16 protein-coding genes are annotated in these 20,247 nt (G+C 57.7%); 6 read left to right on the plus strand and 10 right to left on the minus strand.

Annotated features, from left to right (window positions below; all coding sequences use genetic code 11):
* Nucleotides 1–14: 14 nt before the first annotated feature.
* The 3 genes from AC07V8_RS03965 to AC07V8_RS03975 form a co-directional block, all read right to left on the minus strand.
* Nucleotides 15–1,424, minus strand: a complete 1,410-nt coding sequence (locus tag AC07V8_RS03965; RefSeq protein WP_494677370.1) for a sodium:proton antiporter — start codon at nt 1,422–1,424, stop codon at nt 15–17.
* An 84-nt stretch (nt 1,425–1,508) separates the two neighbouring features.
* Nucleotides 1,509–2,705 carry a nicotinate phosphoribosyltransferase gene (gene pncB, locus AC07V8_RS03970; protein ID WP_494677371.1) on the minus strand — a complete coding sequence of 399 codons (1,197 nt, stop codon included), beginning with the start codon at nt 2,703–2,705 and terminating at the stop codon, nt 1,509–1,511.
* A gap of 139 nt (nt 2,706–2,844) precedes the next feature.
* A complete protein-coding gene (locus tag AC07V8_RS03975; RefSeq protein WP_494677372.1) occupies nt 2,845–3,783 on the minus strand; it encodes a cation diffusion facilitator family transporter in 939 nt (312 codons plus the stop codon).
* A gap of 313 nt (nt 3,784–4,096) precedes the next feature.
* Between AC07V8_RS03975 and fdxA the strand changes: the two genes are divergently transcribed.
* The 3 genes from fdxA (at nt 4,097) to AC07V8_RS03990 (ending at nt 7,046) form a co-directional block, all read left to right on the plus strand.
* The gene (gene fdxA / locus AC07V8_RS03980; RefSeq protein WP_061938706.1) at nt 4,097–4,420 is read left to right on the plus strand and encodes a ferredoxin FdxA; all 324 of its coding nucleotides are present in this window, start codon (nt 4,097–4,099) and stop codon (nt 4,418–4,420) included.
* A gap of 214 nt (nt 4,421–4,634) precedes the next feature.
* Nucleotides 4,635–5,720, plus strand: coding sequence for an NAD(P)/FAD-dependent oxidoreductase (locus tag AC07V8_RS03985; protein WP_211444314.1), 1,086 nt, complete (start codon nt 4,635–4,637; stop codon nt 5,718–5,720).
* A 192-nt stretch (nt 5,721–5,912) separates the two neighbouring features.
* Nucleotides 5,913–7,046, plus strand: coding sequence for a Fic family protein (locus AC07V8_RS03990; RefSeq protein WP_494677373.1), 1,134 nt, complete (start codon nt 5,913–5,915; stop codon nt 7,044–7,046).
* A 98-nt stretch (nt 7,047–7,144) separates the two neighbouring features.
* Here the strand turns inward: AC07V8_RS03990 and pnp are convergent, their stop codons facing one another.
* Together pnp and rpsO are read right to left on the minus strand one after the other, a co-directional pair.
* On the minus strand, nt 7,145–9,280 hold the full coding sequence (pnp, locus tag AC07V8_RS03995; protein WP_494677374.1) for a polyribonucleotide nucleotidyltransferase: 2,136 nt from the start codon (nt 9,278–9,280) through the stop codon (nt 7,145–7,147).
* Between the two features lie 292 nt (nt 9,281–9,572).
* A complete protein-coding gene (gene rpsO / locus AC07V8_RS04000) occupies nt 9,573–9,842 on the minus strand; it encodes a 30S ribosomal protein S15 (RefSeq protein WP_014007042.1) in 270 nt (89 codons plus the stop codon).
* Nucleotides 9,843–10,008: 166 nt separating this feature from the next.
* On the opposite strand from rpsO, the gene bamE reads away from it, so the two are divergent.
* Nucleotides 10,009–10,506, plus strand: a complete 498-nt coding sequence (gene bamE / locus AC07V8_RS04005) for an outer membrane protein assembly factor BamE domain-containing protein (protein WP_494677375.1) — start codon at nt 10,009–10,011, stop codon at nt 10,504–10,506.
* A gap of 83 nt (nt 10,507–10,589) precedes the next feature.
* On the opposite strand, the gene lolD is transcribed toward bamE, so the two are convergent.
* Both lolD and AC07V8_RS04015 read right to left on the minus strand, forming a co-directional pair.
* Nucleotides 10,590–11,336, minus strand: a complete 747-nt coding sequence (lolD, locus tag AC07V8_RS04010) for a lipoprotein-releasing ABC transporter ATP-binding protein LolD (RefSeq protein ID WP_494677376.1) — start codon at nt 11,334–11,336, stop codon at nt 10,590–10,592.
* Nucleotides 11,329–12,594: a lipoprotein-releasing ABC transporter permease subunit gene (locus tag AC07V8_RS04015; RefSeq protein ID WP_494677377.1), complete on the minus strand. Its 1,266-nt coding sequence runs from the start codon at nt 12,592–12,594 to the stop codon at nt 11,329–11,331. The genes lolD and AC07V8_RS04015 overlap by 8 nt, the downstream gene beginning before the upstream one ends.
* Before the next feature lie 249 nt (nt 12,595–12,843).
* On the opposite strand from AC07V8_RS04015, the gene AC07V8_RS04020 reads away from it, so the two are divergent.
* Nucleotides 12,844–13,296: a thioredoxin family protein gene (locus AC07V8_RS04020; protein WP_098496054.1), complete on the plus strand. Its 453-nt coding sequence runs from the start codon at nt 12,844–12,846 to the stop codon at nt 13,294–13,296.
* A gap of 48 nt (nt 13,297–13,344) precedes the next feature.
* On the opposite strand, the gene AC07V8_RS04025 is transcribed toward AC07V8_RS04020, so the two are convergent.
* Both AC07V8_RS04025 and AC07V8_RS04030 read right to left on the minus strand, forming a co-directional pair.
* On the minus strand, nt 13,345–14,112 hold the full coding sequence (locus AC07V8_RS04025; RefSeq protein WP_494677378.1) for an SDR family NAD(P)-dependent oxidoreductase: 768 nt from the start codon (nt 14,110–14,112) through the stop codon (nt 13,345–13,347).
* Between the two features lie 12 nt (nt 14,113–14,124).
* Nucleotides 14,125–15,792 carry an AMP-binding protein gene (locus tag AC07V8_RS04030; protein WP_494677379.1) on the minus strand — a complete coding sequence of 556 codons (1,668 nt, stop codon included), beginning with the start codon at nt 15,790–15,792 and terminating at the stop codon, nt 14,125–14,127.
* Between the two features lie 158 nt (nt 15,793–15,950).
* Between AC07V8_RS04030 and AC07V8_RS04035 the strand changes: the two genes are divergently transcribed.
* Nucleotides 15,951–16,976 (plus strand): AraC family transcriptional regulator, encoded by a 1,026-nt coding sequence (locus AC07V8_RS04035; protein ID WP_494677380.1) that lies wholly within the window; start codon nt 15,951–15,953, stop codon nt 16,974–16,976.
* Nucleotides 16,977–17,055: 79 nt separating this feature from the next.
* Here AC07V8_RS04035 and AC07V8_RS04040 read toward each other — a convergent pair whose 3' ends face one another.
* Complete coding sequence (locus AC07V8_RS04040) at nt 17,056–20,247, minus strand: hypothetical protein (RefSeq protein WP_494677381.1); 3,192 nt, start codon at nt 20,245–20,247, stop codon at nt 17,056–17,058.

The following is a 20,247-nucleotide window of genomic DNA, read 5'->3' on the forward strand; positions in this document are numbered from 1 at the left end:
GACGTCAGTTCGGTTCAACGGAAAAATATCAGGGTCATCACCGCGAACAGCGGCAGCAGCACCACGCACGCCCAGACCATGTAGCCGAAGAACGATGGCATCTTGATGCCGCGCTCCTCCGCAATCGCCTTGACCATCAGGTTAGGCGCGTTGCCGATATAGCTGTTGGCGCCCATGAAGACCGCGCCGCAGGAAATCGCCGCCAGCGTCGCCGCCAGCTTTGTCATCAGCTCGGCCGCATCGCCGGAAGCGGTATTGAAGAACACCAGGTAGGTCGGCGCATTGTCGAGGAACGACGACAAGACGCCGGTAGCCCAGAAATACATGGCGTTGTTGGGCTGGCCGTCGGCGCCGGTGACCGCGCGCACCACCATGCCGAAAGCACCGAGCTCGCCGGCCCGCAGCATGGCGATCACCGGCGCGATGGTGACGAAGATGCCGGCGAACAGCTTGGCCACTTCAAGAATCGGTCCCCAGGTGAAGTCATTGCCTTCGCGGGCGATCTTCGGCGTCAGCCACAGCGACAGCAGGATCACCACCAGCAGCAGGCCGTCGCGCAGCAGGTTCTGCAACTCGACCACGGTGCCATAGATGTTGTAGCTGACGCCCGGCTTCCAGAAGCCGCTCATCAGCACCAGCCCCACCACTACCGCCAGCAGGAAAAAATTGAACTTGCCTTCGAAATGCAGCCTGACGCCGGGCGTGGATGGGTCCGGCTTGGGAGGCAGCACCTCGCCCTTGGTGTGGAAATAGTAATTGTCCAGCAGGTAGAAAATCACCAGCAGCGTGCCCCACATGAACATGGTCTGGCCGAAGATGTTCTTGAAGGTCCAGGAAAAATCCACGCCCTTGAGGAAACCCAGGAACAGCGGCGGATCGCCCAGCGGCGTCAGCGCGCCGCCGGCATTCGCCACCAGGAAAATGAAGAAGACGACGATGTGCACCGTGTGCTTGCGGTTTTCATTGGCGTTGATCACCGGCCGGATCAGCAGCATGGCGGCGCCGGTGGTGCCCATCAGGCTGGCCAGCACGGTGCCCAGCGCCAGCAGGCCGGTATTCATGGCGGGCGTGCCGCGCAAATGGCCGCGCAGGCAGATGCCGCCGGCCACCACGAACAAGGCGGTCAGCAGGATGATGAAGGGGAAATATTCGGCCAGGAAGGCATGCACCACGCCGGCGGCGGCGATCGGCACGCCGAAGCCGAGCGCGCAGGGAATCAGGAAAGCCAGCGACCAGGCCACTGCAATCTTGCCGAAATGATCGTGCCAGAACGCCGGCGCCAGCAAGGGGCCAAGCGCAATCGACAGCAGCAGGCCCATGAACGGCACGCCCCACCAGGCGGACAGCTGGGCGCCGTCGAGTTCCGCGGCTTGCGCCGCGACGGGAAGGCAGGCGATCAGGACGGCAAGTATTTTTTTATGCAATGTAGTCTTCCGGATAAGGTGAACGAACAAAAAATGCAGGTCATTTTAATCGGAAACCAATGTTGAATAAATAACAAATGAACACTATTGGCCGGCCGCCTTGACCGGCTCGGCGATCTCGAAAACCTGGCGCAGGTAGTTCAGGTAAGGCTGGTCGTCGCACATGTTCTTGGACGGCGTATCGGACAGCTTGGCCACCGGCTGGCCATTGCACCGTACCATCTTCATGACGATTTGCAAGGGCGTATAGCCCAGATCGTTGGTCAGGTTGGTGCCGACCCCGAAAGCGACCCGCGTGCGGTCCTTGAAACGCAGGTACAGCTCGTTGACCTTGGCGAAATCCAGGCTGTCGGAAAACACCAGCGTCTTGGTCGAGGGATCGACGCGGTTGTCCTGGTAATGCTTGATCAGGCGCTCGCCCCAATCGAAGGGATCGCCGGAGTCGTGGCGGGCGCCGTCGAACAGCTTGCAGAAATACAGGTCGAAGTCGCGCAGGAAGGCACCCATGCCGTAGACGTCGGACAAGGCGATCCCGAGATCGCCGCGGTATTCCTTGGCCCACATTTCAAAGCCGTAGATCTGCGAATCGCGCAACCGCGGGCCGAGCGACTGGCAGGCCTGCAGGTATTCATGGGCCATGGTGCCGAGCGGCGTCATGCCGTATTTCATGGCGAAATAAACGTTGGAAGTGCCGACCAGATGCTGGGAAAAATCGCGCTGCAGCGTCTGCACCACTTCTTCGTGCCAGCTGCGGGAAAAACGCCGGCGCGTGCCGTAGTCCGCCACCTTGCAGCCGGCCATGGCCGGATTGTCGCGGATCAGCGCCATCTTGCTTTGCAGGCGGCTGCGCCCTTCCACAAGGTCCGGCGCGCTCCGGGTGGCGCGGAAGTACACTTCATTGACAATCGCCAGCACCGGCACTTCAAACAGGATGGTATGCAGCCAGGGACCCTTGACCGTGATATCGATCTCGCCGTTGTCGGCCGCCGACGGCTGCACGCTGATGTATTTCTGCTGCAGGTGGAACAGACTGAGGAAATCGATGAAGTCGTTCTTGATGAAGCGCATGCCGCTGAGATAAGCCAGCTCCTGCTCCTGGAAACGCAAACGGCACAGGCCGGCGATCTCGTCGCGGATTTCATCGACATACGGCCGCAGATCCACGCCCTGGTTGCGGCACTTGTAGCGATACTCCACTTCCGCCGCCGGAAAATGATGCAAGACTACCTGCATCATCGTGAATTTATACAGATCGGTGTCGAGCAGTGAAGTAATGATCATGGTGTCTGGGCGGTGATGAAAGATGGCCAGTGCAGGCAAGGCGCGGCCTGCGCCGATTCCACATCTTACAGCAGCGGCTTTATTTATTGCATCCGCTGTGACAGCGAGCCTCCAGCTTGCTGCGCTCGTCGTACATTTTTTACATGCCTGATGCCGCGTTCGGCGCCTGCAGCGCATGGTCGGGCTCGAAGAAGCACCAATGCACCTGCGGCCAGCGCTGCTGGATGCCGGCTTCGATACGGTTGATGGCGTCCACCAGCGCCACATCGGACGGCTGCGGCCGCATCACCGCCTGCACCGCGATCATGACCTGCTCGCCCCATTGCATGGAAATCAGGTTGCGCACGCCGGCGACCTCGGCATCGGCTTCGATGTAGGCCTTGATGGCGGCGTGCACCTCGGGCGCTGCAGACTCGCCGGTGACCATGGCTTTCACTTCGCGGATCACCAGCACCGCGACGATCATCAGCAAGACGCCCACCGCAATCGTGCCGCAGGCATCCCATAGCGGATTACCGGTGACCACGGTCAGGGAAACCGCGACAAAGGCCAGCGCCAGCCCGGCCAGCGCGGCGATATCCTCCCCTGCCACCACCATCAGCTCCGACTGCCTGGTTTCGCGGAACCACTGCATGAACGGCTTGCCTTGCGCAATCTTGCGGATTTCCACCAGCGCGCCGCGCAGGGAGAAGGCCTCCAGCACGACCGACACGCCCAGCACGCCAAGCGCAATCCAGGGAGTGCTGATCGGCTGCGGATGCTTCAGGTGCTCGATCCCTTCCATCACTGAAAATGCGCCGCCGACAAAAAACAGCAGCAGGGCCACCATCATCGCCCAGAAATACACCACCCGCGCGTAACCCATGGGATGCGAGGCATTGGCCGGCCGCTTGGCCTCTTTCAGGCCGATCAGCAGGAACACCTGGTTGGTGCAGTCGGCCAGCGAGTGGATCGCTTCCGCCAGCATCGCCCCCGAGCCGGTATAGACGGCCGCGGCGAATTTCGCCAGCGCGATGCCGCCATTGGCGCCCAAGGCATAAAAGATGGCTTTGGTGGAGCCCTCATTGGAAGATGACATAATTAATCCGTAGCAACAAAGGCAGTAACGATAGCCAGTTTGGCAAGTTCATGCAAGCAATCCGTCCGCGCCGGAAAGCCATTGCGCCGGATATGGTAAAACTACGGAATCGGGAGATTTTCCGCTAATGTGAATTTCACATTTGCTTATATGGATTCTATATAACAGCAGTTTGTGAGAAAACCCGAATTACCTTAAAATACAAGGCTTTGCGACTGGGTAAATATATAGTAGGGCAAGCATGGCCCCACACTATCCAGACGCCGCCTCAAGACCCGCATCAAGACCATTATTTACAGATAGGACTGTTGTTATGACCCACGTTGTGACCGAATCTTGCATTCGCTGCCGCTATACCGACTGCGTGGATGTATGCCCGGTTGATTGCTTCCGCCAAGGCCCGAATTTCCTGTCGATCGACCCTGACGAGTGCATCGACTGCGCGGTATGCGTGGCCGAGTGTCCGGTCAACGCTATCTATGCTGAAGAGGATGTGCCGGCGGACCAGCAGCAATTCATCAAGCTCAATGAAGACCTGTCGCGCCACTGGCCGTCGATCACCAAGACCATCGCCCCTCTGGCCGAAGCCGAGGAATGGAAGGATGTCAAAGATAAATTGGAATTTTTGCAACGTTAAGCCAGCCCCGGGCCGCCGCGCAGCATCGGCGGCCAGGATGCCGGCAGCGCAAATTATTCAATAAAGCCAGGCCATTGCCCCCAGCCACAGCGCAGCACCTATCGCCCCAGATACAACAACGCGAAACTTTCATCCAATCGCCGTCGCAGCCATCGCAAGTACTCCGGCCACGGCGTTTTGGGGGACTCAACTGAAACAGGAATCAGATCGTCGTATGGATACCACCGTCAAACTTGCACCCGCACCCGCCTCTGCCAACAGCGTGATCGAAACCGATGCCGTCATCGTCGGCGCCGGTCCGGTCGGCCTGTTCCAGGTCTTTGAACTCGGCCTGCTGGAAATCAAGGCCCATGTCATCGACTCGCTGCCGGTCGTCGGCGGCCAGTGCGTGGAGCTGTATCCGGACAAGCCGATCTACGACATTCCTGCGGTGCCGGTCTGCACCGGCCAGGAACTGACCGACAACCTGCTCAAGCAGATCGAGCCGTTCGAGCCGACTTTCCACCTGAACCAGGAAGTCACGCTGGTGGCGCGCCGCGAAGACAACCGCTTCGACCTGGAAACCTCCGCCGGCGCCCGCTTCATCACCAAGACCATTTTCATCGCCGCCGGCGTCGGCTCGTTCCAGCCGCGCACCATCAAGGTTGACGGCATCGACCAGTACGACAATACGCAGCTGTTTTATCGCGTCAAGGATCCAGCCCAGTTCCATGGCAAGAACCTGGTGATCTGCGGCGGCGGCGACTCCGCGCTGGACTGGGCGCTGGATCTGGTCGGCAAGGCTGAATCGGTGGTGCTGCTGCACCGCCGTGAAGAATTCCGCGCCGCTCCTGCTTCCGTCGCCAAGATGAAAGCGCTGTGCGAAGCCTATGAAATGCAATTCCTGGTAGGGCAGGTCACCGGCCATGAAGCCAAGGACGGCAAGCTGAGCGAGATCAAGGTCACCGGCCCGGACGGCGTCACCCGCCGCCTGCCGCTGGACACCCTGCTGGTGTTCTTCGGCCTGTCGCCGAAACTCGGCCCGATCGCTGAATGGGGCCTGGATATCGAGCGCAAGCAGCTGCGCGTGGTCGACACCGAGAAGTTCGAAACCAATGTGCCGGGCATCTTTGCGGTGGGCGACATCAACACTTATCCGGGCAAGAAGAAGCTGATCCTGTCGGGCTTCCATGAAGCCGCCCTGGCCGCCTTCGGCGCTGCGCCTTACATTTTCCCGGACAAGAAGATCCACATGCAGTACACCACTACATCGCCGAAGCTGCACAAGATCCTGGGTGTGGAATCTCCGGTGTTCGACTAACACCCGGATTTAAGCCAGACGCTGCACACGGAAAAGCCGCCCGGACAGCAATGTCCGGGCGGCTTTTTTATTGCAAAAAAAATAATAAAATCCCGCCATCATCAGCCGATGAGTCGTTTTCGCCGCTCAATCGGCTCATATTTCGAGTCGATTATGCAATATAATCGACTCAGAAAGCGAGTCGATAAATCTATGCATTCACCTCATCTGATCTGGCAAGAACCCGATTGGCCCCAGCTGCGCTATGACGAACTGCGGGTCAACGCTGAAATCGCGCTGGCCAGGCGCGCCCAGGGCATGGTGGAAGGCAAGCTGGCGGCGCTGGGATTCGAGCAGCGCCAAGCGTTGACGGCGGAAGCCTGGAGCCAGGAAGCGGTGGCCACCGCCGCCATCGAAGGCGAGCGGCTGGACTTGCAGGCAGTGCGCTCATCGGTCGGCCGCCGGCTCGGGGTCGCCGGCAGCAAGGGGCCGCAAGCCGCTCGTCATGTCGATGGCTTGCTGGACATCATGGACGACGCCATCAGCAATGCCGCCGCTCCTTTAAGCGATGCGCGCCTGCAAGCCTGGCAGGCGGCGCTGTTCCCGACCGGCTTTTCCGGCATGAGCAAGATCCACGTCGGCGCTTACCGCGACCACGCCGAACCGATGCAGATCGTCAGCGGCCGCCTCGGCCACGAAAACATCCATTACGAAGCGCCCCCCTCGGCGACGGTTCCGGCTGAAATGCAGCAGCTGCTCGCATGGCTGAATCGCAAGCAGGAAGCGGACAGCCTGGTCCAGGCTGCCCTGGCCCACCTTTGGTTCGAAACCATCCACCCTTTCGAGGACGGCAACGGCCGTGTCGGCCGCGTGCTGATCGACCTGGTGCTGGCGCGCGACAGCGGCGACAGCAGTCGCCTGATCCGTATCTCGCAACGCCTGCAGGAACAGCGCGACGATTATTACCGGCAGCTGGAACTGGCGCAGCATGGCAGCCTGGATGTGACCGGCTGGGTTACTTGGTTCGTGACGCAGGTCCGGATCGCCTGCGAGCAGGCTTCGCTGGTGATTGACGAGTCGCTGGCAAAGGCCAGATTCTGGTTCGCGCATCGCGACAAAGAACTCGCTCCGCGCCAGCGCAAGCTGCTGAATGCCTTGCTGGATGCCGGACCGGGTGGCTTCGAAGGCGGCATGAGCACAAAGAAATACGAACACCTGAGCGGCGCCTCGCGCGCCACCTCTTCACGCGACCTGATCGAACTGGAAGAGATGGGTTTGCTGCGGCGCGCCGGCGCCGGCCGCTCGACACGCTATCACCTCAACATCGAGGGCTGGAGCAGCGAGTAAGCCAGCCGCACTGGCCTTCAGCTTGCCTGGTAAACGTAAAAACGCCCGGAATGCATAAGCATCCCGGGCGTTTTTCATACCGCTGATTTACTGCGGAATTACTGTGCCGCTGCCGGAGCAGCTTCGCCGCCTTCGTCAGACTGGGCTGCCTTCATCGACAGTTTCAGACGGCCGCGGTCGTCGGTCTCGAGAACCTTGACGCGCACTTGCTGGCCTTCTTTCAGGTAGTCGGCAACGGCATTCACACGCTCATTGGCGATCTGGCTGATGTGCAGCAGACCGTCTTTGCCCGGCAATACCTGGACGATTGCGCCGAAGTCCAGCAGCTTCAAGACAGTACCTTCGTAGACCTTGCCGACTTCAACCGAAGCAGTCAGTTCTTCGATACGGCGCTTGGCTTCCTGGCCTGCAGCAGCATCCACCGAAGCGATAGTCACGACGCCTTCGTCGCTGATATCGATCTGGGTGCCGGTTTCTTCGGTCAGCGCGCGAATCACGGCGCCGCCCTTGCCGATCACGTCGCGGATTTTTTCCGGATTGATCTTGATGGTGATCAGGCGCGGAGCGAAATCGGACAGCTCGGTTTTACCGTGCGGTACGGCTTCCTGCATCTTGCCCAGGATATGGATACGGCCTTCCTTGGCTTGCGCCAGAGCGACCTGCATGATTTCCTTGGTGATGCCCTGGATCTTGATATCCATCTGCAGAGCAGTGATACCGTTGGCTGTACCAGCTACCTTGAAGTCCATGTCGCCCAGGTGATCTTCATCGCCCAGGATGTCGGTCAGGACGGCGAACTTGCTGCCATCCTTGATCAGGCCCATGGCGATACCGGCCACGTGCGCTTGCATCGGCACGCCGGCGTCCATCAGCGCCAGGCAGCCGCCGCAGACAGAAGCCATCGACGACGAACCGTTGGATTCGGTGATTTCCGACACCAGGCGCACCGAGTAGCTGAAATCTTCCGGCGCCGGCAGTGCTGCTTGCAGAGCACGCTTGGCCAGACGGCCGTGACCGATTTCGCGGCGCTTAGGCGTACCGACGCGGCCGGTTTCGCCAGTGGCGAACGGTGGCATGTTGTAATGCAGCATGAAGCGGTCCGAGTACTCGCCCATCAGCGCGTCGATCTTTTGTTCGTCGCGCGCGGTGCCCAGCGTAGCGACTACCAGCGCCTGGGTTTCGCCACGGGTGAACAATGCCGAACCGTGGGTACGCGGCAGGACGCCGGTACGGATCGTGATCGGGCGCACGGTGCGTGTGTCGCGGCCGTCGATGCGTGGCTCGCCTTCGAGGATCTGCGAACGGACGATCTTGGCTTCCAGGTCGAACAGGATGCCGCTGACTTCCGACGAATCAGGTGCAGTAGCGCCAATCGATGCAGCTTCGGCAGCCAGTGCTGTGTTGACTTCAGCGAAAGCGTCCTTCAGCTTTGTAGTACGAGCTTGCTTGTCTTTGGTTTGATAGGCTTCACGCAGCTTGGCTTCGCCGAAATGCGCAACGCGCGCGATCAGGGCGTCGTTCTTCGGCGCCGGGCTCCATTCGACTTCAGGCTTGCCGCCGTCGCGCACCAGCTCGTGGATCGCGTCGATCACTGCCTTCGATTGCTCGTGGCCGAATACAACCGCGCCCAGCATGATTTCTTCCGACAGTTGCTTGGCTTCCGATTCCACCATCAGCACGGCGGTTTCAGTACCGGCAACCACCAGGTCCATGGCTGACTTGGTCAGTTGCGAAGTGGTTGGGTTCAAGACGTACTGGCCGTCGATGTAACCGACGCGCGCAGCGCCGACCGGGCCGGCGAAAGGAATGCCGGCAACCGACAAAGCGGCGGAGGCGCCGATCATTGCAGCGATGTCCGGATCGATTTCTGGATTGACCGACAGCACGTGAATGATGACTTGCACTTCATTCAGGTAACCTTCTGGGAACAGCGGGCGAATCGGACGATCGATCAGGCGCGATGTCAGGGTTTCTTTTTCGGAAGGACGGCCTTCGCGCTTGAAGAAACCGCCTGGGATACGGCCAGCTGCGTATGTCTTTTCAACGTAATCAACGGTCAACGGGAAAAAATCCTGACCTGGCTTGGCATCTTTGCGTGCCACAACGGTAGCCAGCACAACGGTATCTTCGATCGATACCAGCACTGCGCCGGAGGCTTGGCGAGCGATCTCGCCAGTTTCCAGGGTGACCTGATGCTGGCCATACTGGAATGTCTTCGTAACTTTATTAAACACAATATATCCTTTCATTTTGCCGACAGATTTTCAGGCGCTGTCGTTCACCTCACCACAGATAGCCGCAACGCTGACATAGCCAGCGAGTGCCATCTCCTTGCGTAGAACTAACTTCTAATACTTGTGCAGATAAGCTGCACAAAAGCTGCTGCCAAAAGCAAAAATGCCCGCATCAGAGACTGATACAGGCATTTTTTTCAACTTATCGACGGACCAAGGACATCGTCGCGAAATATCGAAACAGGATGTCGCAGAAAATAACGTCGGCCGACGATGAGTCGCGCACTGACGATTACTTACGCAAGCCGAGTTTTTCGATCAGCGAGCGGTAACGGTTCAGGTCCTTACCCTTCAGGTAGGACAGCAGGCTTTTACGACGGTTAACCATCATGATCAGGCCGCGGCGGGAATGGTGATCCTTGGCGTGGGCTTTGAAGTGACCGTTCAGGTCGTTGATACGGGCTGTCAGCAGCGCAACTTGCACTTCCGGGGAGCCGGTGTCGTTTTGACCGCGCGCATTATCAGTGATAATAGCGGCCTTGGCTGTTTTTTCGATAGTCATGCTTTACCTTTCACAAGCGGTGTACAGAGTACGCAACCCTATGCACCGTGAACAAACAATTAAAAAATCCGGTCAAACTTGACCAGACGCGCAGTATATAGCAAAAAACCTGCGGATTCAAATACTTAGCGCGACACCAACAACAATCAATTTTTGGAGCATAGTCATGAAGCAACTCTACCCCGCCTTGTTAGCCGGCCTGCTGCTCAGCCTGGGCGGTTGCGCCTCGCTGCTGGCGCCGCCGGTCAATCCGGGCGAGCCGGAAGCGCAAGTATTGGCGCGCCTGGGCAAGCCGACCGGGACTTATCAAGACGGCAATGATGTGCTACTGGAATATGCGCGCGGCCCATTCGGCCAGGCGACGTACATGGCGAAAATCGGCCCCGACCATAAATTAATTTCCTATGAGCAAGTTCTAACCCTGGAGAAATTTGCCGCCATCAAGGTCGGCCAGTTCAACCAGGCCGATGTGCTGCGCACCATCGGCAAGCCTTTCGAAACCGTCTACTACGACCGGGTCAAGCTGAACGGCTGGAACTACGCCTACAAGGAATCGGGCGTCTGGAACTCGGAGATGACGGTGTATTTCGACGACAGCGGCATTGTGCGCAAGCTGGAAAACGGCCCCGATCCGCGCTTTGAGCATAGCCGCTTCGGCCGATAAGCCTCAGGCTTTCCGCAACCTGCAAAACAAAGAAGCCGGCAATCTGACGACGCCGGCTTCCTGATTCCTCCGCTTAACAAGCCCTAGTCCCGATACGGCTCCAGCCCGCGGTCCGACAGGTGCAGGATGCGGCCGCAGCGGCGCGCCAGTTCGATGTCGTGGGTGACGATGACGAAGGCGGTGCCTAGCGTCTGCGACAATTCCAGCATCAGGTCGAAAGTCATTTGCGCGGTGGCGCGGTCGAGGTTGCCGGTCGGCTCATCGGCCAGCACGCAGGCCGGCCTGGTCACCAGCGCCCGCGCCAGCGCCACCCGCTGGCGTTCGCCGCCGGACAGCTCGCCCGGCACGTGGATCACGCGCTCGCCCAAACCGACCCGCGTCAGGATTTCGCGCGCCAGCTGCTGCGCATCGCTGCGCTTGAGGCGGCGGATCATGAGCGGCATGGCAACGTTGTCCAGCGCCGAAAATTCCGGCAGCAGATGATGGAACTGGTAGACGAAACCCAGCGCATTGTTGCGCAAGTCGCCGCGGGTCTTTTCGCCCAGCGTGGTGAAGTCCTTGCCGAGCAGGCTGACATTGCCGGCGGTCGGCGTATCCAGGCCGCCCAGCAAGTGCAGCAGGGTCGACTTGCCGGAACCGGAAGCGCCGACGATGGCGACCTGCTCGCCCTTGACGACATCGATATCGATGCCGTTCAAGACCTTGACCGAATAACTGCCCTGGGTAAAGGTCTTGCCCAGGCCGCGGCAGGAAAGCACCACCTGATTATTGTTTTGATTATTTGTATCGATTGTATCGATTGTATCGATTGTATTGATTGTATTACTCATAACGCAATGCCTCGGCAGGTTTCACCCGGGCGGCCCACCAGCTCGGGTACAGGGTCGCCAGGAAGGCCAGCACCACGGCGACGCTGCCGATGGTCCAGACGTCCGGCCAGCGCAGGTCTGACGGCAATTCGGTGATCACATACACGCTCTTCGGCAGGAACTGCACGTGCAGCAGGTTTTCGATGAACGGCACGATGACATCGATATTCAAGGCGATCAACACGCCGCCGCCGACGCCGATGGCGGTGCCGATCAGGCCCACCAGCGCGCCCTGGATCATGAAGATCTTCATGATCGAACCGGGCGATGCGCCCAGGGTGCGCAAGATCGCGATGTCAGCCTGCTTGTCGGTCACCGTCATCACCAGCGTCGACACCAGGTTGAACGCCGCCACCGCGATGATCAGGGTGAGGATGATGAACATCATGCGCTTCTCGGTCTTGACCGCGGCGAACCAGTTGCTGTTCTGCTGGGTCCAGTCGCGCAGGTACAGGTTCGGCGGCAGCGTGGTCGCCAGCTGCTGCACGATCTGCGGCGCTTCCAGCATGTCGGTCACCTTCAGGCGCACGCCGGAGGGCGAATCCTGACGGAACATCTTTTCCGCATCGTCCAGATGGATGAAGGCCAGGGTCGAATCGTATTCAAAATGGCCAGCCTCGAAAATCCCGGCCACGGTAAATTGCCGCAAGCGCGGAATCACGCCGGCCGGCGTCACCTGCCCCTGCGCCGCCATCAGCGTCACCTTGTCGCCGATGCCGACGCTCAAGGCATGCGCCAGTTCGATCCCCAGCACGATATTGAATTCGCCCGCCTTCAGGTCGTTGAAACTGCCTTGCTTGACCTTCTTGGCGACGTCCGACACCTTGGGCTCTTCGGCCGGCAAGACGCCGCGTACCGCCACGCCGCGCAGGACGCTGTCGCGCACCAGCATGGCTTGCGCATCGACATAGGGGGCGGCGCCAATCACTTCCTTGTTCTTGAAGGCCTGCTTGGCGACTTCTTCCCAGTTCTGCATGGAGCCGGAAGCGTCGAACACTTCGATATGCGCCAGCACCGACAGCATGCGGTCGCGCACATCCTTCTGGAAGCCGTTCATCACCGACAGCACCACGATCAGCGCGGCGACGCCAAGGGCAATGCCGGCCATCGAAATCAGGGAAATGAAGGAAATGAAGCTGTTGCGGCCGCTGCGCTTGCCCGCACGGGTGTAGCGGATGCCGACCAGCCACTCAAATGGTAAATTTTTTATGATGCTCAATGCGAGGCTCCCAAAATCAGCCCGCAGTTTGCCATAATTTGACAGACTCACGGGGCTTTCCAGCTAAATGCGCTTACTCTGATCCTAAGCAGGTGCTATCGTTCAATATCGAATGGCGCCCAGAAAACCAGGATGGCGCCATCAATTGCCAAAACGAAATATACTCTCAGACATACAACCACATTCGTAAAACATCCGGCCGCTGGCGGATGCCTACCCAAACCATTCGGAACTATTGAGGACCGCATCATGAAAAAATTCTTTGCGCTGTGCCTGGGCTTGCTGCTGGCGCAGGCGGTGACGGCAGCCAACCTGCCCTATGACGAAAAAGCCGACGCCAAGGCCGACGTCAGCCAGGCCCTGAGTCAGGCGCAAGCCAGCCAGAAACAGGTGATCCTGGTGTTCGGCGCCAACTGGTGCACCGATTGCCGCGAACTGGACAAGGCCCTGCACGGCAAAAGCGCAGCGCTGATCGACGGCAAATTCATTCTGGTGAAGGTCGATGTCGGCAATTTCGACAAGAATCTCGACGTTGCCCAGTCTTACGGCAACCCGATCAAAAAAGGCATTCCGGCGGCAGTGCTGCTCAGCCCGGACAACAAGATCATCTACTCGACCAAGGCTGGCGAGCTGGCCGATGCCCGCCGCATGGGCGAGAACGGCATCTATGATTTCTTCAACAAGGAAATTGTAAAACGATAGGAACTACAGGCCGGACCAGCACAGGCTGATCCGGCCCGCTTCAGGCAATCACTTTGGCGCCAAGCGGATGCCGCCGTCCAGGCGGATCACTTCGCCGTTCAGATAAACCGTTTCCAGGATGGTTTTCACCAGCGCCGAGAATTCGGCCGGCTTGCCCAGCCGCGGCGGGAACGGCACCATTTTCCCCAGCGCTTCCTGCACTTCCGCCGGCATGCCCAGCAGCATCGGCGTCTCCATGATGCCCGGCGCAATCGTCATCACACGGATGCCGTGGCGCGACAGCTCGCGCGCCGCCGGCAAGGTCAGCGCCACCACGCCGCCCTTGGACGAAGCATAGGCCGCCTGGCCGATCTGGCCGTCGAAGGCTGCTACCGAAGCGGTGTTGATGACCACGCCGCGCTCGCCGTCCGCGTTCGGCTCGCCCTTGCTCATGGCGTCGGCCGCCAGGCGCATCATGTTGAAGGTGCCGATCAGGTTGATCTGCACCACCCGCGTAAAGTCTTCCAGCCCATGCGGGCCTTCCTTGCCGACGATGCGCTTGGCAGGAGCCACGCCGGCGCAGCTGATCAGGCCGTGCAGGCCGCCGAACACCTTGACTGCGGTGTCCACGGCTGCCTGTGCGCTGCTCTCGCTGCAGACATCGGTAGCGACAAAGCGAGCATTGCTGCCCAACTGCGTCGCCAGCGCAGCGCCGGCTTCCTGGTTGATGTCGGCGATCACCACTTTGGCGCCGCCTTGCACCAGCATGGCGGCAGTGGCCGCGCCGAGGCCGGAACCGCCGCCGGAGATCAGGAATACATTGTTTTCGATTTGCATATCTTCTCTTCCTTACATTTTTGCTTTAGCGACTTCCTGGTTGCGCAAGATAAAGCGCTGCAGTTTGCCGCTGGGGGTTTTGGGTAATTCTGTCAAAAATTCGATTTCGCGCGGATAGGAATGCGCGGCCAGGCGGCGCTTGACGTATTGCTGCAGCTCCTCCGTCAGCGCATCGCTGGGCGCGTAATCCTTGCCGAGGACGACGAAGGCCTTGACCAGTTCCGTGCGTTCCGGATCCGGCTTGCCGACCACCGCAGCTTCGACCACCGCCGGATGTTCCAGCAGCGCGCTCTCCACGTCGAACGGGCCGATGCGGTAGCCGGAAGAAGTAATGATGTCGTCGCCACGGCCGATAAAGCTGATGCTGCCGTCCTGGTTGCGCTCCACCGTATCGCCGGTGATGTAATAGTCGCTCTGGTCGCGGCTGCTGTCCTGCTGCCAATATCCCTGGAACCAGTAGATGGGCGAACGCGGACGATCCACCGCCAGCACGCCCGGCTCGCCGACGCCCAGTTCCTTTTCATCGTCGTCGATCACCGCCAGCCGGTAGCCCGGCATGGCGAGGCCGGCCGAGCCCATGTGCACCTCGTGCTGCAAGCCGTGATGATTGCACAGCACCATGCCGGTTTCGGTCTGGCCGTAGTGATCGTTGATGAGCGTATCCAGATGCTCGCGGAACCAGCGGATCACTTCCGGATTCAAGGGCTCGCCGGCGCTGCTGACCGCGCGCAGCTGGCCTTTGACCGGCGCCGCGGCATCCGCGCCGGCGGCGATCAGCATGCGATAGGCAGTCGGCGAGCCGGTCAGGTTGGTGATGCCGTATTTCTTGATGATGCGGTAGGTGCTCTCTACGGTGAAGGAACCTTCGTAAAAAGTAATCGCGTGGCCCATCATCAGCGGTCCGGTCACGCAGTAATACAGGCCATAAGCCCAGCCCGGATCGGCGATATTCCAGAACGCGTCCTCGGGCCGCAGGTCGACCGCATAGCGGGTGTAGACATAGAACGACAGCAGCGCCTTCAGCGGCACCGACACGCCCTTGGCCGGGCCGGTAGTGCCGGAGGTGAACAGCATGATGAAGGCATCGTCGGCCTTGCGCATCACCGGCGCAAATTCGGTCGAGTGCTTGCCCATCTCGTCCCAGAAGCCGAGGTCGCCAGCATTCAAGGCGCTGGCGCCGTTGACCGTCATCACCGGCGGACATTGCGGCACTTCGTCCAGCTTATGGCGATTGTCGGCATCGGTAATGATCAGCCTGGCCTCGCTGGCGGCGACCCGGTACTCGATCGATTTCGAACCGAAGGCGGTAAACAGCGGCTGGTACACCGCACCGGCGCGCCAGGTGCCGAGGATCGCCACCAGCAGTTCCGGCGTGCGCGGCAGCAAACCGGCGACGCGGTCGCCCGGCTGCACGCCCTGCGCCTTCAGGAAATTAGCAAAACGACCAGACAACTCCTGCAACTGAGCAAAGGTATAGCTGGCGCTGCGGCCATCCTTGCCTTCCCAGTTCAGGGCGATGCGGCCCGGCGTGGCATGGCGGTCGCAGCATTCGATGCAGGCATTGACGCCCGTCTCCAGGTTGCCGGCCAGTTCGGCAGCCACCCTGTCGAGCTTGAAATCGGCATAGAACTGCGCATAGTCCGGCACGGCATGGGTCGCGCCTTGGAAGCCTGATGACATGAATGTTCTCCTCTAACCTAAAATGACTGACTGGGTCAGCTCTTGTTTTGTTGTCATGAGAAATCAGCGTATTGGGGCTAAGTCTAGGATATTTAGTGACTTGGGGCCATGTTAAAAGCGATCATTACGGTTGATCGGAATTGCAATAGCCAGGAATTATGGAAGATTGGGAAAAGGGAACAATTGCGATTAGCCTGGTGGGCGAAGCGCTGCACTGCATGCGCCAGCGCGGCATGGATACCGATGCGCTGCTGCAGGCGGGGATTTCGCCGCGCCTGCTGACGGCGTCGCACGCGCGTGTGGCGGCAGCCGGCTACGGCCGCCTGTGGTATCTGATCTCGCAAGCCACCGACGACGAATTCTTCGGCATGGACAGCCATCCGATGCGGGTCGGCAGCTTCAATCTCTTGTGCCGCAGCGCCCTGCACAGCGCCAACTTGGGCAAGGCCTTGTCGCGCATGCTGGATTTCCTGCGGCTGGTGCTGGACGATATCTCGGCCAGCCTGTCGCAACAGGATGGTGTGGCCTGCATCGTCATCAATGAAAGCGGCAGCCCGCGCCGCATGTTCACCTATGCCACCTTCCTGATGTTCGTGCACGGCGTCGGCAGCTGGCTGATCGGCCGCCGCATCCAGCTGCTGTCGGCCGATTTCCGCTGCGACGAACCGCTCTCCAGCCTCGACTACAAGATCCGCTTCTGCGACCAGGCGCGCTTCGGCCAGGCGCGCACCAGCATCACCTTCGACGCCGCCTGCCTGGCTCTGCCGATCGTGCAGAACCAGCGCACGCTGCCCGCCTTCCTGCGTGAAGCGCCCGGCAACCTGCTGGTGAAATACAGCAACCACGACAGCCTGGCGGCCACCATCCGCCGCCACCTGCGCCAGCGGCCGATGAATGAATGGTCGGATTTCGACAGCTTGGCGCGGCAGCTGCAGACGCCGGCTTCGACGCTGCGCCGCAAGCTCAGCCAGGAGGGGCAATCGTACCAGGCGATCAAGGACAATCTGCGGCGCGACCTGGCGATCAACTACCTGAGCGGTTCGGCCAGGAGCATCGAAGAAATCGCCATCAGCCTCGGCTTTGCCGATCCCAGTACATTCCATCGGGCATTTAAAAAATGGACAGGAAACAGTCCTGGCGAACATCGCCGGTCTTTGTCTTCACCTCGTTTAGCAAGAAGATAAATATTGCGCCAATATCTCCCGAATATTCAGAGTGGTCATCATTCATCGGAAAAAAATGACCTCCCATTCACAAAAAACTCTATTTCAAATGCCGCTGGAGAAGGGATATATCTTTAACGTTAAACGAAGTACATGCCGATGCATTATCGAGATCAATCCGAATCCCTTTGACGTGCTTGGTTGCCAGCCAACGCGGAGATGCCTCAAGAGGGACTATCAAGGCTCCATCATCCGCAGTAAATCGTACACTAGAGACCTCAAAAGGACCATTATGATCGTCCCCCCACCAAAACACCTGTATGCGTGGCTCTGAGCTCCTGTTTATACAAGAAAAACTGAATCTCAAAAGTCCTGCATCGGTTCCGGCAAGATTAAGATTTGAAATATCAAAACTCAACAGCGGGTCAATGCCGGTAACCTTGTAATGCCCATTTTCAGAAACCAGATCATGTATAGAGGGAGTCAACGTGTCAAACTTCGTGATCAATGTCATTTTCCGCGCTAAGGATCTTTCCGACCTGCCCCAGGCAACTGGGATTTTTTTGAAATCTGATAGCGCGAACGCTTTCTCAAACAAAGCCGTTCTGTATTCGGCGTCCAGCCCCGGAGTAACTAAAACCTGAATTTGTTTCGGATAACCCGCTGCCGCAGCATCAATCACGGAGCCATCTAGCCAGATCGTGTTTTCTTCTTTCGAAATCCTATTGATCCTGCGCATCTCATCCACGCCGATTCTCACTTGAGTACCCGCAGCAAGAAGTGATAACAAGACAGGGTTTTCTATAAGAATCGCCGGCTCTCTGCGATTAACGCCACGATCCCAATTTTCATCAGTCAAATTTCTGGCGACAGCATCAATCGCTGGCTCACCATGGCTCGATCCAATAGTGCGCTTATAGCCAAAAATAAAACCGTCTTCGAATTGCGGCAAATAATTATTAAGAGTGAAGCGGTATAAATAAGGATCACGCAACGCAAGACCACCTCCGTCATGGATAATATTCGCTCCATCTAGAAGCGCGACGCGCGGTAAGTTTTGTGAAAGCTGCTTTACTGCACGCTCCTGCTGGGTGGGTGGCGCCATGTTATAAGGAGCGCTCACGGCCATCATCGGAAGTCGATTTAAGTAAAAATACTGCGCATTTCGAGATGTCAAATCAAGATAGCTTTCGTCCGGAGCAAGCTTGTTGTTCAATAGTGCATTCAACCTAGTAAGACGATCCCAATGCGCGTCCTGAACTGTAGCCATACCAATATTGGCCAAGCCCGCGCTTGGCCCATTCTTCAATATGCCGGAGTTCACCTGGGCAGAAGCAGCTGAAACCAAATTGAAAACCGACAGTTGAGTAAAATTCAGGGTGGCGCTCATGCCTGCAATCAAAAGGATCAAAGCTGCTCTATTTGCCGGCGCTAAAAATCGCCATGTTGTCACAGGTAGTAATATCGCCCAGCAGAAAATTGCAACGACACCTGGTCTTGATACCCCCCCTGGATCAATCCGCCCCATGGAATACGGAACCAGCAGCATGACGAACAGGAAAACAACGATGGCGGGGAGAACAACATTCCTTCTATCGGCCTGATCTTTCATACCGGCGTAAATTAGCATCATGCAAACAAAAGGAACGACGACCCATGACATACGAATCGCTTCAAATACGAAGCCTGCATTTGCGCCTGCTTTCCAACTGAGCGCCCAAGATACACCGTAAGCTGTTTGATTAATGGGGCCGTTTTCCAATACATACTGTATCGCGCCTTGCAACATCTGCAACATTGGCATTGCGAGCGCAGCGACGATGAGCGCGAGCAGCGATATTCCAATACTCATCCACTTTCTTTGCGTGGCGTCCTGCCAAAGACTCCATATCATGTAAAGCGCCATGACCCCGGACGCGGCAACAAGCAACATCCCTTGGCCTGGCACGGCCAAGATGACAATGATCGCCGTTATCATCCAGACGCTTAACCATTTCGCCGGATTAGCGCATAGCGAGCGACTGAACCATAAACAAAGAAAGGGGGTAAAAAAGAGCCATGCCAAATTTCCACCAACAAAAAAAGTCGATACAAATGCAAGCACAATGCTGCCAGAGAAGCGATAGATAGATATAAAAGTGGCGAATGCCAGTAAAGCGTAACTTAAGCGGCCCGCCTCCACAAAACTTCCGGCAGTTCCGTCATAAAAAATATATGAAAGAAATGGAGACAAATCATCCGAAACTATTCCGTGGGAGGGAATGTATCCGACATACGGTATTACCCCATGCAAATACGACCAAACTCCCAGCGTCATTTCACCAAAATGGTAGTCGTCTGGACTAATAAACGGGGCTATCGTGTTGCCAACTTTAAGAGCAATCAAAAGCCCAAATAATGCTATTGGAGAAAACAAAAATGCCCTGCTATAGCCCGCAATTGTCGAAAATTTCCGATAGCGACGTATTACGTCAAACATTCCCCAAGCAACCATGCCCGCAACGAGGACCCTGAACCCCCAAGTAGTTTGATATTTCGTAAGTATTCCGTCGGGTTGCAGCAGCCGTGCTGGGTAGAGAGACAGAAACAGCGCTGGCAGGCCAATTTGTCCTATCAATATCAGTTTCGGTAATAAACGAGACAATTTCTCTGGATAGCGTACGCCATAGAGCAACCAGACAAGCAGTCCAATTCCGCTAACTACATAGGTCGCCATTTCGTAACCAGCAACAGTAACGGATGAAACTAAAGCTATTGGAGCTCTCCCCAGTACAAGAGCAATTTCTAGAGGAATAAGCCCGGCCAACATTATTGAAAGTGTACCAACGCCGATAATTTCCGGACTAATTTTTATTTTCTTCGCCGTACAGGAAGCGGAAATAATCGCCACAAGACCAATCCCGGTGGAGGACATGATCAATAATTTTTCATCAATTGCAAAACCTAGAGTCAAACTGAAAATGGCAGCAATGGATGGCACAGACCACCAAATCAGTTGATTAGATAATTCAATGGAACAACCTTCACCAAACTGCTGTTTTTGCTTGATCAATTGAAGTGATAAAAATAGCACTCCGAAGAATAAAACGGCAATAAGAACTGGTGCGGCTATAAGATCTTGCAACTTTGTATCAGCCTGCCATGCAATATTTCCGACGATAAAATCAGCATAGCTCGGCGCAAGCGAAAATTTGAGGCTCGCCACCAGCGCCAGAGCAGCAAGTACACACGATGGGGCAGCCACGGCAAGTTTTTCCATGGAAGAAAATTGTTTAAACATCAGAATAGTCAC

This window comes from Collimonas sp. GW821-FHT02H07 (genome assembly GCF_059421505.1).

Bases quoted from the DNA above. Each gene is read 5' to 3' on its own strand.
- pncB (WP_494677371.1), bottom strand. From the start codon at position 2,705: ATGATCATTACTTCACTGCTCGACACCGATCTGTATAAATTCACGATG.
- AC07V8_RS03975 (WP_494677372.1), bottom strand. From the start codon at position 3,783: ATGTCATCTTCCAATGAGGGCTCCACCAAAGCCATCTTTTATGCCTTG.
- fdxA (WP_061938706.1), top strand. From the start codon at position 4,097: ATGACCCACGTTGTGACCGAATCTTGCATTCGCTGCCGCTATACCGAC.
- AC07V8_RS03985 (WP_211444314.1), top strand. From the start codon at position 4,635: ATGGATACCACCGTCAAACTTGCACCCGCACCCGCCTCTGCCAACAGC.
- AC07V8_RS03990 (WP_494677373.1), top strand. From the start codon at position 5,913: ATGCATTCACCTCATCTGATCTGGCAAGAACCCGATTGGCCCCAGCTG.
- rpsO (WP_014007042.1), bottom strand. From the start codon at position 9,842: ATGACTATCGAAAAAACAGCCAAGGCCGCTATTATCACTGATAATGCG.
- bamE (WP_494677375.1), top strand. From the start codon at position 10,009: ATGAAGCAACTCTACCCCGCCTTGTTAGCCGGCCTGCTGCTCAGCCTG.
- lolD (WP_494677376.1), bottom strand. From the start codon at position 11,336: ATGAGTAATACAATCAATACAATCGATACAATCGATACAATCGATACA.
- AC07V8_RS04020 (WP_098496054.1), top strand. From the start codon at position 12,844: ATGAAAAAATTCTTTGCGCTGTGCCTGGGCTTGCTGCTGGCGCAGGCG.
- AC07V8_RS04025 (WP_494677378.1), bottom strand. From the start codon at position 14,112: ATGCAAATCGAAAACAATGTATTCCTGATCTCCGGCGGCGGTTCCGGC.
- AC07V8_RS04030 (WP_494677379.1), bottom strand. From the start codon at position 15,792: ATGTCATCAGGCTTCCAAGGCGCGACCCATGCCGTGCCGGACTATGCG.
- AC07V8_RS04035 (WP_494677380.1), top strand. From the start codon at position 15,951: ATGGAAGATTGGGAAAAGGGAACAATTGCGATTAGCCTGGTGGGCGAA.